Annotated in this window: 14 protein-coding genes; 4 read left to right on the forward strand and 10 right to left on the reverse strand. The window is 73.6% G+C overall.

The genetic code is table 11. The annotated features are described in order from the left end of the window. Positions 1–94 precede the first annotated feature (94 nt). Positions 95–1,216: a TIGR03364 family FAD-dependent oxidoreductase gene (locus tag ABT118_RS19000; RefSeq protein ID WP_350669908.1), complete on the forward strand. Its 1,122-nt coding sequence runs from the start codon at positions 95–97 to the stop codon at positions 1,214–1,216. Positions 1,217–1,229: 13 nt separating this feature from the next. Continuing rightward, positions 1,230–1,907, forward strand: coding sequence for a phosphonatase-like hydrolase (locus ABT118_RS19005; protein ID WP_350669909.1), 678 nt, complete (start codon positions 1,230–1,232; stop codon positions 1,905–1,907). Between the two features lie 51 nt (positions 1,908–1,958). On the opposite strand, the gene ABT118_RS19010 is transcribed toward ABT118_RS19005, so the two are convergent. Beyond that, positions 1,959–2,342 (reverse strand): cupin domain-containing protein, encoded by a 384-nt coding sequence (locus tag ABT118_RS19010; protein ID WP_350669910.1) that lies wholly within the window; start codon positions 2,340–2,342, stop codon positions 1,959–1,961. Beyond that, positions 2,339–3,127 (reverse strand): cupin domain-containing protein, encoded by a 789-nt coding sequence (locus tag ABT118_RS19015; protein ID WP_350669911.1) that lies wholly within the window; start codon positions 3,125–3,127, stop codon positions 2,339–2,341. Before ABT118_RS19015 ends, ABT118_RS19010 begins: the two co-directional genes overlap by 4 nt. A gap of 275 nt (positions 3,128–3,402) precedes the next feature. Between ABT118_RS19015 and ABT118_RS19020 the strand changes: the two genes are divergently transcribed. Beyond that, a complete protein-coding gene (locus ABT118_RS19020; protein WP_350669912.1) occupies positions 3,403–4,506 on the forward strand; it encodes a hypothetical protein in 1,104 nt (367 codons plus the stop codon). A 66-nt stretch (positions 4,507–4,572) separates the two neighbouring features. On the opposite strand, the gene ABT118_RS19025 is transcribed toward ABT118_RS19020, so the two are convergent. Further along, positions 4,573–5,046, reverse strand: coding sequence for a hypothetical protein (locus ABT118_RS19025; protein WP_350669913.1), 474 nt, complete (start codon positions 5,044–5,046; stop codon positions 4,573–4,575). Positions 5,047–5,262: 216 nt separating this feature from the next. Between ABT118_RS19025 and ABT118_RS19030 the strand changes: the two genes are divergently transcribed. Next, complete coding sequence (locus tag ABT118_RS19030) at positions 5,263–5,670, forward strand: RidA family protein (RefSeq protein ID WP_350669914.1); 408 nt, start codon at positions 5,263–5,265, stop codon at positions 5,668–5,670. A 4-nt stretch (positions 5,671–5,674) separates the two neighbouring features. On the opposite strand, the gene ABT118_RS19035 is transcribed toward ABT118_RS19030, so the two are convergent. The 7 genes from ABT118_RS19035 to ABT118_RS19065 form a co-directional block, all read right to left on the reverse strand. Next, the gene (locus ABT118_RS19035; protein WP_350669915.1) at positions 5,675–6,082 is read right to left on the reverse strand and encodes a DUF3224 domain-containing protein; all 408 of its coding nucleotides are present in this window, start codon (positions 6,080–6,082) and stop codon (positions 5,675–5,677) included. A 40-nt stretch (positions 6,083–6,122) separates the two neighbouring features. Next, positions 6,123–6,707: a 3'-5' exonuclease gene (locus ABT118_RS19040; protein ID WP_350669916.1), complete on the reverse strand. Its 585-nt coding sequence runs from the start codon at positions 6,705–6,707 to the stop codon at positions 6,123–6,125. Positions 6,708–6,759: 52 nt separating this feature from the next. Then, the gene (locus ABT118_RS19045) at positions 6,760–8,730 is read right to left on the reverse strand and encodes a phosphocholine-specific phospholipase C (RefSeq protein WP_350669917.1); all 1,971 of its coding nucleotides are present in this window, start codon (positions 8,728–8,730) and stop codon (positions 6,760–6,762) included. A gap of 13 nt (positions 8,731–8,743) precedes the next feature. Further along, a complete protein-coding gene (locus ABT118_RS19050; RefSeq protein ID WP_350669918.1) occupies positions 8,744–10,144 on the reverse strand; it encodes an endonuclease/exonuclease/phosphatase family protein in 1,401 nt (466 codons plus the stop codon). A gap of 142 nt (positions 10,145–10,286) precedes the next feature. Further along, on the reverse strand, positions 10,287–10,607 hold the full coding sequence (locus ABT118_RS19055; protein WP_350669919.1) for a DMT family transporter: 321 nt from the start codon (positions 10,605–10,607) through the stop codon (positions 10,287–10,289). After that, positions 10,607–11,278 carry an HAD family hydrolase gene (locus ABT118_RS19060; RefSeq protein ID WP_350669920.1) on the reverse strand — a complete coding sequence of 224 codons (672 nt, stop codon included), beginning with the start codon at positions 11,276–11,278 and terminating at the stop codon, positions 10,607–10,609. Before ABT118_RS19060 ends, ABT118_RS19055 begins: the two co-directional genes overlap by 1 nt. A 21-nt stretch (positions 11,279–11,299) precedes the next feature. After that, positions 11,300–12,373, reverse strand: a complete 1,074-nt coding sequence (locus ABT118_RS19065) for an ABC transporter ATP-binding protein (RefSeq protein ID WP_350669921.1) — start codon at positions 12,371–12,373, stop codon at positions 11,300–11,302. Between the last annotated feature and the right edge of the window lie 14 nt (positions 12,374–12,387).

Consider the following 12,387-nt stretch of genomic DNA (forward strand, 5'->3'; position numbering starts at 1 on the left):
GCCCAGGTTGTATGTACAACTCTTGCGAGCCGGTTAATCTCCTCGCTGCCGTTCGGACGCCCGTAGGACACCTGGGCGCTCCAGTCTGGCCGCCATGAGAGTCATCGTCGTAGGAGCGGGCGTGCTGGGGACCATGCACGCCTGGCAGGCCGTCGAGCGCGGCCACGAAGTCGTCCACCTGGAGCGCGAGAGCGAGGCGCGCGGTGCTTCGGTGCGCAACTTCGGCCTGGTCTGGGTCAGCGGCCGGGCCGCCGGGGAGGAGCTGGAGACCGCGCTGCGGGCGCGCGAGCTCTGGGAGGGCATCGGCGCCAAGGTGCCCGGGCTGTGGTTCCGCGGCAACGGATCGCTGACCGTCGTCCGCACCGAGGCCGAACTCGCGGTGGCGGAACAGGCGTTGCTGCGCCCGGACGCCAAGGAGCGGGGCTACCGGCTGCTCGACGCCGAGCAGACCAGAGCCGCCAACCCCGCCCTGCGCGGCAAGCTGCTCGGCGCGCTGCACTGCGACCGGGACGCGGCCGTCGAGCCCCGGGTGGCCCAGCCCGCGCTGCGCGCCGCGCTGGAGGCCACCGGCCGCTACACCTTCCTGCCGGGACGGGAGGTGCGCGAGGTGGTCGGCGAGAACGCGGTCCGGGACGACCACGGGCAGACCCACCAGGGCGATCTGGTGATCCTCTGCACCGGTGCCTGGCTGGGCGGCCTGGTCCGCGAGCTGGCGCCCGAACTGCCGGTCCGCAAGGTGCGGTTGCAGATGATGCAGACCGACCCGCTGGGCGAGTCGATGCCCACCTCGGTCGCCGACGGCGACAGCTTCCGCTACTACCCGGCCTTCGCCGGGCCGGCCCTGGAGGAGCTGCGCGCCGCCCAGCCGCAGGGCCCGGTGGCCGCCGAGCACAAGATGCAGCTGCTGATGGTCCAGCGCCGCGACGGCGGTCTGACCATCGGTGACACCCACGAGTACGACCAGCCGTTCAACTTCGACGTGGTCGAGGAGCCGTACGAGCACCTGGCCGCCGTGGCCGAGGAGCTGCTCGGCCGTCCGCTGCCCCGGATCCGCCACCGCTGGGCCGGCGTCTACGCCCAGTGCGTCGACACCACCCGGGTGGTCCACCGCGAGCAGCTGCGCAGCGGCGTCTGGCTGGTCACCGGCCCCGGCGGCCGCGGCATGACCTGCTCGCCCGCCATCGCCGAGACCACCGCCCAACTCACCAACCTGTAAGGGTAGTTCGCTGATGACTGACATCTCTCTGGTCGTGCTCGACATGGCCGGCACCACCGTGGCCGACGACGGCCTGGTCGAGCGCGCCTTCCAGGCCGCCGCCGACGAGCTCGGCGTCGAGGCCGGCAGCGCCGAGCACCAGCGGATGCTGGAGCACGTCCGCGCCACCATGGGCGAGTCGAAGATCTCGGTCTTCCGCCACCTGTTCGGCGAGGAGGCCAGGGCCCAGCAGGCCAACCTGGCCTTCGAGGCCGCCTACCACCGGCTGGTCGACGCCGGGCACTGCGCCGCGCTGCCCGGTGCGGCCGAGGCGATCGCCGAACTCCGCGCCGCCGGGCGCAAGGTGGTGCTCACCACCGGGTTCTCCAGGGCCACCCAGGACCAGATCCTCGGTGCGCTCGGCTGGCAGGACATCGCCGATCTGACGCTCTGTCCGGCCGAGGCGGGCCGGGGTCGCCCCTACCCCGACCTGGCGCTCACCGCGCTGCTGCGCACCGGCACCGACTCGGTCCGCGAGCTCGCGGTGGTCGGTGACACCGGCTACGACATGCTCACCGGTGTGCGCTCCGGCGCCTCGGTGGTGGCCGGGGTGCTGACCGGTGCGCACGACCGGGAGCGGCTGCTCGCGGACGGTGCCACCCACGTGCTGGGCTCGATCGCGGAGCTGCCCGCGCTGCTGCTGGCCGGCTGACCGCCGCCGTGGGGCCGGTCCGGGGAGTGGGCCCCGGACCGGCCCCCGCGGTCATCCGCCGGCCGGGAACCTGACCGGCATCGCGTCGGTCAGCCCGGGCGGGACCACGGCGACCAGGAGTGCGGTCAGGCCGTCCGGGCCCGCGTGCAGGACGGCGCCGCTGCCGAGCTCGCAGACCGCGAGCGCGTTGCGCTGGAGCGGCAGGGTGCTGCCGTCGGCGGTGACCAGCCGGCCGCCGCCGCTGACCACGAACCAGATCTCCTCGGTGCCCGCCCGGCCCCGGCCGTCGATCCGGCTGCCGGGGGCCAGCCGCAGGTGGTCCACCGACTCGGTCTCACTGTGGAAGAAGCCACGTCGGGCCAGGGACTGGCCGGAGCTGCGCACCGCGTCGTCGCGCAGCGTGGCGGGGGCGTTGCCCGTTCGCGAGATGATCATGCCGTGCTCCCTCCGGACACCCGCCGGCCGTCCTTGGCGTCCGGCACGCCCAGACTGGCGGTGAAGAACCGGAGCGGGCGCCCGTCGGCCCGCAGCTCGACCGCGCTGCCCAGCGGCAGGGTCACCCCGGTGCCGGGGGCCAGGTCCACCTCGGTCTCCCCGGCGACCGCCGTCCCGGTGCCGTCCAGCACGAACAGGGTGTGCTCCCGGTCGTCCGACCGGAGCGTCTCCCGCTCGCCGGGACGGAGCGTGACCAGCCTGGCCTCGCGGAGCGGGCCGCTCAGCAGGGTGGTGAGGTCCACCGGACCGTGCGCTTCGAGGTCGATGACGGTGGCACTGCTCATGGTGTTCCTTCCGGAGTGGCCGGGGTCGCCGGTCAGGATCGTGGCGACCTGCGGACCGATCACCTCGATGACGATCCAGTGCAGGTCCTCGGCGCCGGGGTTGTTCAGCCGGTGCCGGGTGCCGACCGGGTTGGTGATCAGGGTGCCCGGCGGGACGGTGCGCAGCCGTCCGTCCAGCAGCAGCTCCCCGGTCCCGGCGACCACGAAGTACAGCTCCTCGGTCCGGCTGTGGTGGTGCACGCCGCACTCGGCCCCGGGGGGCAGGGTGGAGATCTCGATCGCCTCCCAGGTGCCCTCCAGGCCGAGCCTGCGGGCCAGGCACTTCCAGCGCGCGACGGCCTTGCCGCCGTGCATCGCGTAGACGTCCGAGGCGCCGCCGGGCGCCGCGACGATCAGCTCACCGGCGTAGCCGGTGGCCGTGGGGGTGGGGGTCGGCCGCATGCCGTTCTCCTCCTCGGGCTGCGGGGGTCCGTTCTGCCCACCATGGTGCGGAACCCGCTGTCCCGGTCGCCTGGGGCAGGTGTCACCACCCGGTCCCGACCGTGCCGCGGCTTCCTCTGACAGGGACGCGTCGATGTGCGAACATGTCGACCGCACCCGCGATCTGACGGACCGCCAGGGAGAACTCATATGTTCAGAACCGGTACGGCCGGCTTCCCCGGCAGCTGCATCCCGACGGCCGGGCCGGTCGCGCCGCCGGGACGGGTCGGTCCGCGGTGACGGCGGATCGGCCGCTGATCACCGCTGGCGGGGCCGGCGGGTACACCGCCTGGACGGCGCTGCGGCTCGCCCCGGCGCTCGGGACGGTGCTCGGGCCGGCCGGGCGCCGGGTCGGCACCGTGCTCGGCGAGGAGCAGCGCAGGACCGAGACCGAGGCCGTCGAGCTGGCCTGGCTGGGCGGGCTGTGCCGCCCCGGCGGCCGGTTCGAGCTGCGGTGCACCGGCGGGACGGGCGGCCCGCTCCGGGTCGCCCTGCTGGCCCGGGCCGACGCGCCGACCCCGGCGGCGGCGGCCGCCGCCGTCCGGGCCGCCGTGGCCGGCCTGCCCGCCCATGTGGTGGCCGAACCGACTGCCGTGGAACCGGAGTTGACCGCCATCGGTCCTGGCGGCGGCCCGTCCGGCACGGTCGACCTGCGGGAGATCCGCAAGCGGATCGACATCAGGACCATCGCCCGGGCCGGATCGACGCGCCGACAGGCCGCCACCGCCCGGCCGTTCGCGCCCAGCGGCCGCTCCTGGGAGCTGCTCTGGACCGAGCTGGCCAGGCAGCCGGTACCCACCGCGCTCTCGGTGGCGCTCGAACCGGTCCGACTGCTGCCCGAGGCCGGGCTGCTGTTCCACCAGTTCGCCGAGCTGTACGGCCGGCTGGCCGGCCCGGTGGCCGGGGGTCCGCGCTGGCAGGGCTCCCGTTCCGCCGACCGGGCGGCCGAGGCGGGCCGGGACTTCTTCGAGGACGCGATCCGCCGCTACCTCGGCCCGGTGTTCCGGATCCGGATCACGCTGGCCGCGGCCGGCCCGCTGCCGCCCGGGCTGGAGCAGCTGCTCGCCGACCAGGTCGGCGGGGCCGCGCTGGCCCCCGCGCGGGCCGAACTCGCCGGGGCCTGGCGGAACTTCACGACCCTCGGCCTGGAGCCGCTGCCCTGGACCCACCGCCCGCCGGTCGACGCCGGTGACTGGGGCGACGTCGAACAGGAGCTGTCCGGGCTGGTCGACCGGTACGAGGCGGCGGCCGCGTTCCGGCTCCCGTACGAGTTCACCGGCCGCACCGCCCGCCTGTTCGAGCAGCCGCCGTCCGGCGCCGTGCCCCCGCCCTCGGTCTGAAGGGCCCCGTACCGGACCCCGGTCCCGCCGGAGCCGCTCGCGGCCGGGCCCGGGGCCGGCGCCCGGTCAGGCGAGCACGCGGCCGTCCGCCACCAGTGCCCGCAGTGAGGTGCGCTGGGCGTGCACCAGCAGGGCGATGGTCAGCGCGGACATCAGCAGCCCGAGCGCCAGGTGGCCCAGCGTCCCACCGATCGCCAGGCCGAGCAGGCCGAGCACGACGTGCAGGCCGATCCGCACTCCCAGCAGCGCGAAGGCCAGCCTGCGCGTCCCCTTGCCCCGCCACATCAGCTTCGCCAGCTTGAGCCTGGTCCGCAGCACGGTCAGCGACACCGTCAGGTTGACCACCCCCAGCGCGACCAGGGCCGGCCAGCTCGACGGGAAGGCGCTGATCAGGTCGTACGCGCCGGCCAGCACGGCCTCGAAGGCGAAGTACCAGTCCGGGAGCCGCAGTTCCGCGACCGTGGGCCGCGCCTCGACCGACCGCGCCTCGCCGTCGGTGGGAACCGTACTGGTCCGCTTGGTGATGGTGGTGCTGGTCATCCCGTCCCCCGAAGTACCCCGTCCGACCTCGCGCCGCTCGCCCCGCCGGTGGCACCAGTCTGTCGCCGGAGCGGCCGCCCCCGGCAGCGCCGACGGTCACCGGGACGGTATGACGGATGTCATCCGCCCGGCCGGGACGGACCGGTTATTCGCTGTCGGAACGCCGGTACGGGGGGAAGGATGACGGGACGTCATCAGCTGCTCGAAAGGTCCGTCATGCCTCAGCTCGACCGTGTCGCCGACCCCGCCGGGGTCGCCCCCAGCACCCGCTACAGCCACGTCGTGTCCGGCGTCGGACGCCAGGTGTTCGTCGCCGGACAGGTGGCGTTGGACGCGAAGGGCCGACTGGTGGGCGAGGGCGACGCGCTGGCCCAGGCCCGGCAGGTCTTCGCGAACATCGGCAGTTGCCTGGCCGCCGCCGGGGCCGGATTCGAGCACCTGGCCAAGCTGACCGTCTTCGTCACCGACATCGCCCACCTGCCGGCCGTCCGGACCGCGTGGGACGAGGCGCTGGACCCCGCGCACGCCCCGGCCAGCTCGGCCGTCCAGGTGGCCGGGCTGTTCCTGCCGGAACTGCTGCTGGAGATCGAGGCGTTCGCGATCGTGCCGGAGCCCGCCGGGTGAGGACTCAGGCGATCTCGTAGTCGAACCAGATCCGGTGGGTGCCGTCGGCCTCCACCTTGAGGCCGCCGCCACCCGTGATGCCCGTCAGCTTGCCCGTCCCGCTGGCGGGCACGATCAGGAAGAACCGGTCGCTCGGCTCGCCCCCGGTGGTGGTCATCGAGTGGACGAAGTTGAACGCGCCGAAGTGCCCGTTCAGCGAGCCCTCGAAGGACTCCATCGCCAGGTAGGTGCCGACCCCGGCCGCCTGGTCGTACGCGCCGGTGAAGATCGTGCTGGAGCGGCCGATGATCTCGCCCTCGAACTCCTTCGTCAGGGTCGCGACGCCGACCGGGATCGCGGTCTCGATGACCGGATCCACCGTCAGCTCGGCCGGGACGAAGCTCTTCACGGTGAACGTGCCCGAAGCTCTCATGGCGCGGATCGTACCGAGGGGCCCCGACAACTCCGGGCGTTCAGGCCGCCCCGGGCGTGCCGGGCGTGCCCGGCCAACCGTCGCGGGCGGCCAGGTCGAGCACCAGGGCGCCGATGTTCCAGGCGTCGTCCTCGCCCCGGTGGTGGCGTCCCTCCAGCGGGAGGCCGGCGATGCGGAGGGCCTGTGCCATGCCGGGCCGCTTGCGCAGGCCGTACGCCTCGGCGAAGACCGCCTTGGCGTTCACGTGCCGCCGTCCGAACGGGTAGGCGACTCGGGTGGCCGCGCACTGGCGGGTGAACTGGAGGCGGTCGTAGTCGCCCCAACTCGCCCACGGGAGCGCCCCGCTGCGGTGCTCGGCGGCCAGCCGGCGGCAGGCCTCGGCGAAGCTGACGCCGCCGTCCACCTCGGCCTGGGTCAGCCCGGTCAGCTCGGTGCAGAACGCGCTGACCGAGGAGCGGGCGGGGCGCACCACGATCCGGTGCCGCCCCACCCGCTCCCTGCTGTCGAGGTCGACCACGGTCAGCCCGATCTCGATGATCTCGCTGACCGAGCCGACCGGGGGCATGCCCTCCCAGCAGGTGGCCTCGATGTCCACCACGTTCAGCAGCCCGGCGGTGATCTCCATTCGCCGAGGGTAGGTCGCCCGGGGCCCGCGGGTCACCCGGATTTGCGCCGGGTCAGTGCAGCGTGCCCGCATAGCGCTGGGCGAAGCGGGTGCCGGTGGCGGCGGTCACGGTGACGTCGTAACGGCCGTTGTCGAGCGCCCAGTTCAGGGTGCGGGTGGAGTTCGCCGGGACCCAGGCGGACTGGGCCGGGGTGGCGAAGTCGTTCGGGGTGGCGGCGAAGTACGCGGGCGTCTGCCCGGCGTTGGTCAGCGTCAGGGTGAGGGCGCTGCCGGAGACGGCGGCGGTCACCACCGGGACGGCCACGTCGGCCTGTCCGGCCGGCACCACCGAACCGGCGAAGCGGCGGACGAAGCCGTCCGGGCCGTGGACGGTGAAGTCGTACCGGCCGTCGGTGGCGGCGGTGTCCCAGACGTAGCTCGCGGTGGCGCCGGGAGCGACCGTGTACGGGGTGCCCGCGAAGGCGTAGGCGATGTTCGGGTAGACCGTGAAGTGGAACGCCACCGTGCCCGAGTTGGCCAGCGTGCAGGTCAGCCTGCCGGTGGTCCGGTCGACCGCGACGTCGGCCCAGGGCCGGTACGGCAGGCGGCGGTGCGGCCGGGCGCCCTGCTCCTGGACCGGCATCGCCTGGGCGCCGGTGGCGGGGAGTTTGACCGCCGGGAGCGAGGCGGCGGCGTCGGCCTTGGCCATCAGCGCGGCGGTGTCGGGCAGGGCCGGTATCGAGAGGTCGGGGGCACCGAAGTCGAAGCAGCTGGTGAGGTCGCCGCTGACGGCGCGGCGCCAGGCGGAGATGTTGGGCTCCTGCACACCGGTCACGACCTCCAGCAGTCGGAGCACCGAAGTGTGGTCGAAGACCTGGGAGTTGACCCAGCCGCCGCGCGACCAGGGGGAGGCGACCCAGAGCGGCACCCGGTTGCCGAAGCCGATCGCCCGGCCCTGGGTGAACTCGGCGGGGGTGCCGGGCTCGGGGGTGGGCGGCACCATGTGGTCGAAGTAGCCGTCGTTCTCGTCGTACATCACCAGGTAGGCGGTGTGCTTCCAGACCTCCGGGTTGGCCATCAGCGACTGGAGCGCGGTGTTGACCCAGTGCGCACCGTAGTTGGGGTTGGCCGCCGGGTGCTCGCTGAACAGGTACGGGGCCACCAGCCAGGAGACGGTGGGCAGGGTGCCCGCCTTGCAGTGCTGGTCGAAGGCGGTCAGGTCGAACTTGGTCATCGCGTTGATGTACCGCGGGTCGGTGGCGGGGAAGTTGTGGAACTGCTTGAAGTAGGAGAGCGCGTTGTCGTCGTAGTCGCCGGTCCGCTCGTCCTTGCTCGGGTTGTGGTAGACCCGCCAGCTCACCCCGGCGGCGTGCAGCCGCTCGGCGTAGGTGGTCCAGTCCGCCACCGGGTTGTCGGTGACCGGGGTGTTGTCGATCCACGGGCCGGTGGTGCCGTCCACGCCGGGGCCGGAGGTGCCGGTCCAGAGGTAGAGCCGGTTCGGGTCGGTGGGCCCGGCCAGTGAGGTGAAGTAGGCGTCGCAGATCGTGAACGCGTCGGCCAGCGCGTACTGGTAGGGCACGTCGGCGCGGGTGAAGTACCCCATCGTGCGCTCGCCCTTGGCGGCGATCCACTTGTTCATCGCGCCGTTGTTGATGGCCTGGTGGCCGGTGGCCCAGTCGTGGGCGAGGCCGCCGGCGTTCTGCGCGTTGTACTTGCTGGTGTCCATCCGGTACGGCAGCATCACGCCGCCGTCGCTGCGGCCCGCGTCGGGCTGGCGGAACACGTTGCCGCCGTCGGGGAACTGGAGCGCCTGCTTGTCGTCGAAGCCGCGGACGCCGTTCAGGGTGCCGAAGTAGTGGTCGAAGGAGCGGTTCTCCTGCATCAGGATCACCACGTGCCGGATGTCGGCGACCGTGCCGGAGAGCCCGACGGAGCCGGGGGTGACGGTGGCGGCGGAGGCGGTCTCGGCGGGCAGGCCGACCAGGGCGGCGGCGCCCGCCGCTGCGGTGGCCCCGACGAAGGTGCGACGGCTGAACTCGGTCATCGGTAACGGCCTTTCAGAGGGTGAAGGTCGCGACGGCGGCGGCGGTGTCGGAAGGCCATTCGTTGCCGGTGGCAGCCGGGTCGGGCTGCGGGCGGCCGGTGGTCAGGGTGTGCGCCTCGACCAGGGTGAGCGGGCCCGCGTACTGGACCTGGTCGATCCGGTCCTGCGGCTCGGGCTTGCTGCCGCGCAGCTTCCGGGTCGGCGACCAGGTCGCGCCGGGGGAGGACACCGGGTCGGGGTGCGCAGCCCGGTACGCGTCCGTCAGTCCGGCGCTCTGCAGGGCCGTCGTCACCGGCCAGTTGAGCGGCTTGCCGGTGGCGGCCGTCCAGTCCAGGTGCGAGGGGGAGGCCAGCCCGGCGGCCAGCAGCACGGCCGCGCCGGCGGTGATGTCCGCCTTCACGGCGGTGGCCAGTGCGGTGGCCTGCTGCCCCCGGGTGGACGCGGCTTCGGCGGCCGCCACCTGGGCGGCGGTCTGGCCGTCCTGGATCGCGTACGGGCCGTACGCCGTCTCGTCCAGGTGCGCGCCCCAGAGCCGGACCGAACGCCCGCCCGGCAGCTGGACGGTGACCCCGACGGCGGGCAGGGCCGGCGTGGTCGCGGCGGTCAGCGGGTACCGGCTGAGGATGCCCACGCTGCCGGCCGTCTGCTGGGCGTACCAGCCGAGCGCGGTGGCCAGGGTCTGCGCGGCGGTACCGGCCGTCTCCTGGAGGGCGACCACGTCGATCCCCTGGGTGAGCAGCACCCGGAGCTGCTTCTCCACCGGGTCGGTGAACGCGGCCCCGGCGTTGGCCAGGTTCCAGGCCGCGACCTTGAGCCGGAGCGGCGCGGTGGCGGCCTGGACCGGCACCAGCAGGGTGAGGGTGTCGGTGTTGCCGGCGGTGTCCTTGGCCTCGACCGTGAGCACGGCCGGGTCGGCCAGGGCTGTCGCGGGGGCGGTGCCGGTGACCTGCCCGGCGGAGCTGACGGACAGCCAGGACACCCCGCCGGTCCGGCGGAAGGTGACCGCGCCGGACGCCCGGACCCAGAGGCCGCCGAGCTTGACGCCCACCGCCCCGCCGGGGGCGACCGGGGTGGCGGTGAGCGCGTCCACCGCCAGGTGCGGGCGGACCGGGGCGGGCTTGGGCTTGAACGAGAACGGCGCGGTCTGGGCCAGGATGCCGTAGCCGTCCTTGGCCAGCAGGTAGGCGGTGTACGGTCCGCCGGTCAGCGCCGAGGTGTCCAGCTGTACGTCGCCCGAGCCGCCCGGGGTGTACTTCCAGAGCAGCGAGGAGCCGGTGCCGGGCAGGCGGGTGCCGTCGTAGATGCCGACCCAGTTCTTGCTGTCGGGTACGTCGGTGACCCAGTGGAAGGTGAGCTTGTCACCTTCGGTGGGGCTGGTCGGAGTGCTGAGCGCGAGCGTGCTGCCGGTCGCCACGGAGCTCCTGTCCGCCGCACCAACGCTGGTGCGGCTGGGTCGAGTTGGCTGTACAACCGACCCAATTCACTCCAGTCCCGGGGGACTTCACGTGAACAGGACATGACGGCCCGACGGGAGGACCGGGAACTCGGCGGATGCCTCAGTGGCTGCTGCGGAGGTTCAGCACCACCACGCCGATGATCACCAGCGCGATGCCGATCCACTGCGCCTTGCCGAGCTGCTCGCCGAAGGCCACCACCCCGATCGCCGCCACGGCGGCGGTGCCCGCACCGGACCAGACGGCGTACGCGATCGAGACCGGGATGTGCTTGAGCGCCCGGCCGAGCAGCAGGAAGGAGAGCGCGTAGCCCAGCCCCACCCCGATGCTCGGCCACAACCGGCTGAATCCCTCGGTGAGTTTGAGGCAGCTGGTGGCGCAGACCTCGCTCAGGATGGCCAGCGCGAGCAGCAGGTACGGCATCAGCGCAGCCCGGTGAGCCCGGCCAGCAGGGCCAGGTCGGCCTGCTCCAGGCTGTCCAGCAGGGTGATCCGCTCGGCGGCCGCGATCGGCACGGCGGACGGTACGGCCAGCACCGCGCAGCCCGCCGCGTGGGCGGAGGCGACCCCGGTCGGGGTGTCCTCGACCGCGACGCAGTCCGCCGGGTCCAGGCCGAGCCGGGCGGCGGCGGCCAGGTAGGGATCGGGCTGGGGCTTGGTGCGCGGGGTGTCCTCGGCGGCCAGGGTGACGGCGAACCAGCTGCTGCCCAGGGTGCCGAGCACCAGGTCGACCACCCGGCGGGGCGAGGCGGAGACCAGGGCGGTCGGTACGGCGGCGTCCCGCAGCGCGGCCAGCAGGGCCAGCGCGCCGGGGCGGGGGACCACCTCGGCGGCCACCTTCCCGGTGAACGAGTCGTTCAGCCGCACGGCGAGTTCGAGCTCGCTGAGGGTGGTGCGGCTGGCGCGGTGCAGGTGCGCGGCGGTGTGCTCTACCGCCTGCCCGAGCACCTCGGGCAGGTCGGCGTCGGTCAGGGCGAGGTCGAGCTCGGCCGCGCACTCGACGGCGGCCTGCCACCAGAGGTGCTCGGTGTCGACCAGGGTGCCGTCCATGTCGAACAGGACGGCGGCGGGCTTGGGGGAGACGGGCTCAGGCATGGCGGTACCTTCGGTGGTGGTTCAGGCGGTGCGGCGGTCGACCAGCACCGGGCGGTCCGGCAGGGTGAGTTCGGCGCTGCTGCCGATCGGCAGCGCGGCGGCGGCCTCGGTCGGCAGGTCGGCCTTCACCTCGGTGCCGTCGGCCAACCGTACGGTGAGCCGGGTGACGCTGCCGAGGAACGAGGCGCCCACGACCAGCGCGGCACCGGTCGCCGAGGCGGTCAGGCCGACGTTCTCCGGCCGTACCAGCACGTCGAGTTCACCGTCGTACGGCAGGGTGCCGTCGACCGGGAAGTTCCGGCCGAACAGGGCCACCGATTCGCCGGAACGGGCGCACGGGATCCGGCTCATGGTGCCGACGAACTCGGCCACGAACGCGGTGGCCGGGCGGGCGTACAGCTCGGACGGGGTGGCGCACTGCTCCAGCTGCCCGGCCCGCAGCACGGCGACCCGGTCGGCCATCGAGAGCGCCTCCTCCTGGTCGTGCGTCACGAACAGGGTGGTGATGCCCAGCTCCTGCTGCAGCCGCCGGATCTCGTCCCGCAGGTTCAGCCGGACCTTGGCGTCGAGGGCGGACAGCGGCTCGTCCAGCAGCAGCACCCGCGGCTGCAGGGCCAGCGCGCGGGCCAGCGCGATTCGCTGCTGCTGGCCGCCGGAGAGCTGGTGCGGGTAGCGGTCGGCGTGCTGGGGCAGGCCGACCAGCTCCAGCAACTCCTTGGCACGGCCGCGGCGTTCGGCCTTGGCGGCGCCGCGCATCCGCAGCCCGAAGGCCACGTTGTCGGCGGCGGTCAGGTGCGGGAAGAGGCTGTAGGACTGGAACACCATGCCGGCGTCCCGGCGGTGCGCGGGCACTCCGGTGATGTCCTCGCCGTCCACCAGGACCTGGCCCGAGTCGTGCGTCTCGAAGCCGGCCAGGATCCGCAGCGCGGTGGTCTTGCCGCAGCCGGACGGGCCGAGCAGGGCCACCAGCTCGCCCGGGTTGATGGTCAGGTCCAGGCCGTCCAGCGCGGTGGTGGCACCGAAGGACCGGCGCAGGGCCCGGAACTCGACGGTGGCGCCGACGGCCGTCTTCTTGTCAACAGTGGTGGTGCTCATGGGGGTTGTCTCCG

The sequence above is a fragment of the Kitasatospora sp. NPDC002040 genome, from assembly GCF_040296785.1.
Taxonomy (GTDB): Bacteria; Actinomycetota; Actinomycetes; order Streptomycetales; family Streptomycetaceae; genus Kitasatospora.

Bases quoted from the DNA above. Each gene is read 5' to 3' on its own strand.
- ABT118_RS19040 (WP_350669916.1), bottom strand. From the start codon at position 6,707: ATGGAGATCACCGCCGGGCTGCTGAACGTGGTGGACATCGAGGCCACC.
- ABT118_RS19045 (WP_350669917.1), bottom strand. From the start codon at position 8,730: ATGACCGAGTTCAGCCGTCGCACCTTCGTCGGGGCCACCGCAGCGGCG.
- ABT118_RS19005 (WP_350669909.1), top strand. From the start codon at position 1,230: ATGACTGACATCTCTCTGGTCGTGCTCGACATGGCCGGCACCACCGTG.
- ABT118_RS19055 (WP_350669919.1), bottom strand. From the start codon at position 10,607: ATGCCGTACCTGCTGCTCGCGCTGGCCATCCTGAGCGAGGTCTGCGCC.
- ABT118_RS19000 (WP_350669908.1), top strand. From the start codon at position 95: ATGAGAGTCATCGTCGTAGGAGCGGGCGTGCTGGGGACCATGCACGCC.
- ABT118_RS19015 (WP_350669911.1), bottom strand. From the start codon at position 3,127: ATGCGGCCGACCCCCACCCCCACGGCCACCGGCTACGCCGGTGAGCTG.
- ABT118_RS19035 (WP_350669915.1), bottom strand. From the start codon at position 6,082: ATGAGAGCTTCGGGCACGTTCACCGTGAAGAGCTTCGTCCCGGCCGAG.
- ABT118_RS19030 (WP_350669914.1), top strand. From the start codon at position 5,263: ATGCCTCAGCTCGACCGTGTCGCCGACCCCGCCGGGGTCGCCCCCAGC.
- ABT118_RS19010 (WP_350669910.1), bottom strand. From the start codon at position 2,342: ATGATCATCTCGCGAACGGGCAACGCCCCCGCCACGCTGCGCGACGAC.
- ABT118_RS19025 (WP_350669913.1), bottom strand. From the start codon at position 5,046: ATGACCAGCACCACCATCACCAAGCGGACCAGTACGGTTCCCACCGAC.
- ABT118_RS19060 (WP_350669920.1), bottom strand. From the start codon at position 11,278: ATGCCTGAGCCCGTCTCCCCCAAGCCCGCCGCCGTCCTGTTCGACATG.
- ABT118_RS19065 (WP_350669921.1), bottom strand. From the start codon at position 12,373: ATGAGCACCACCACTGTTGACAAGAAGACGGCCGTCGGCGCCACCGTC.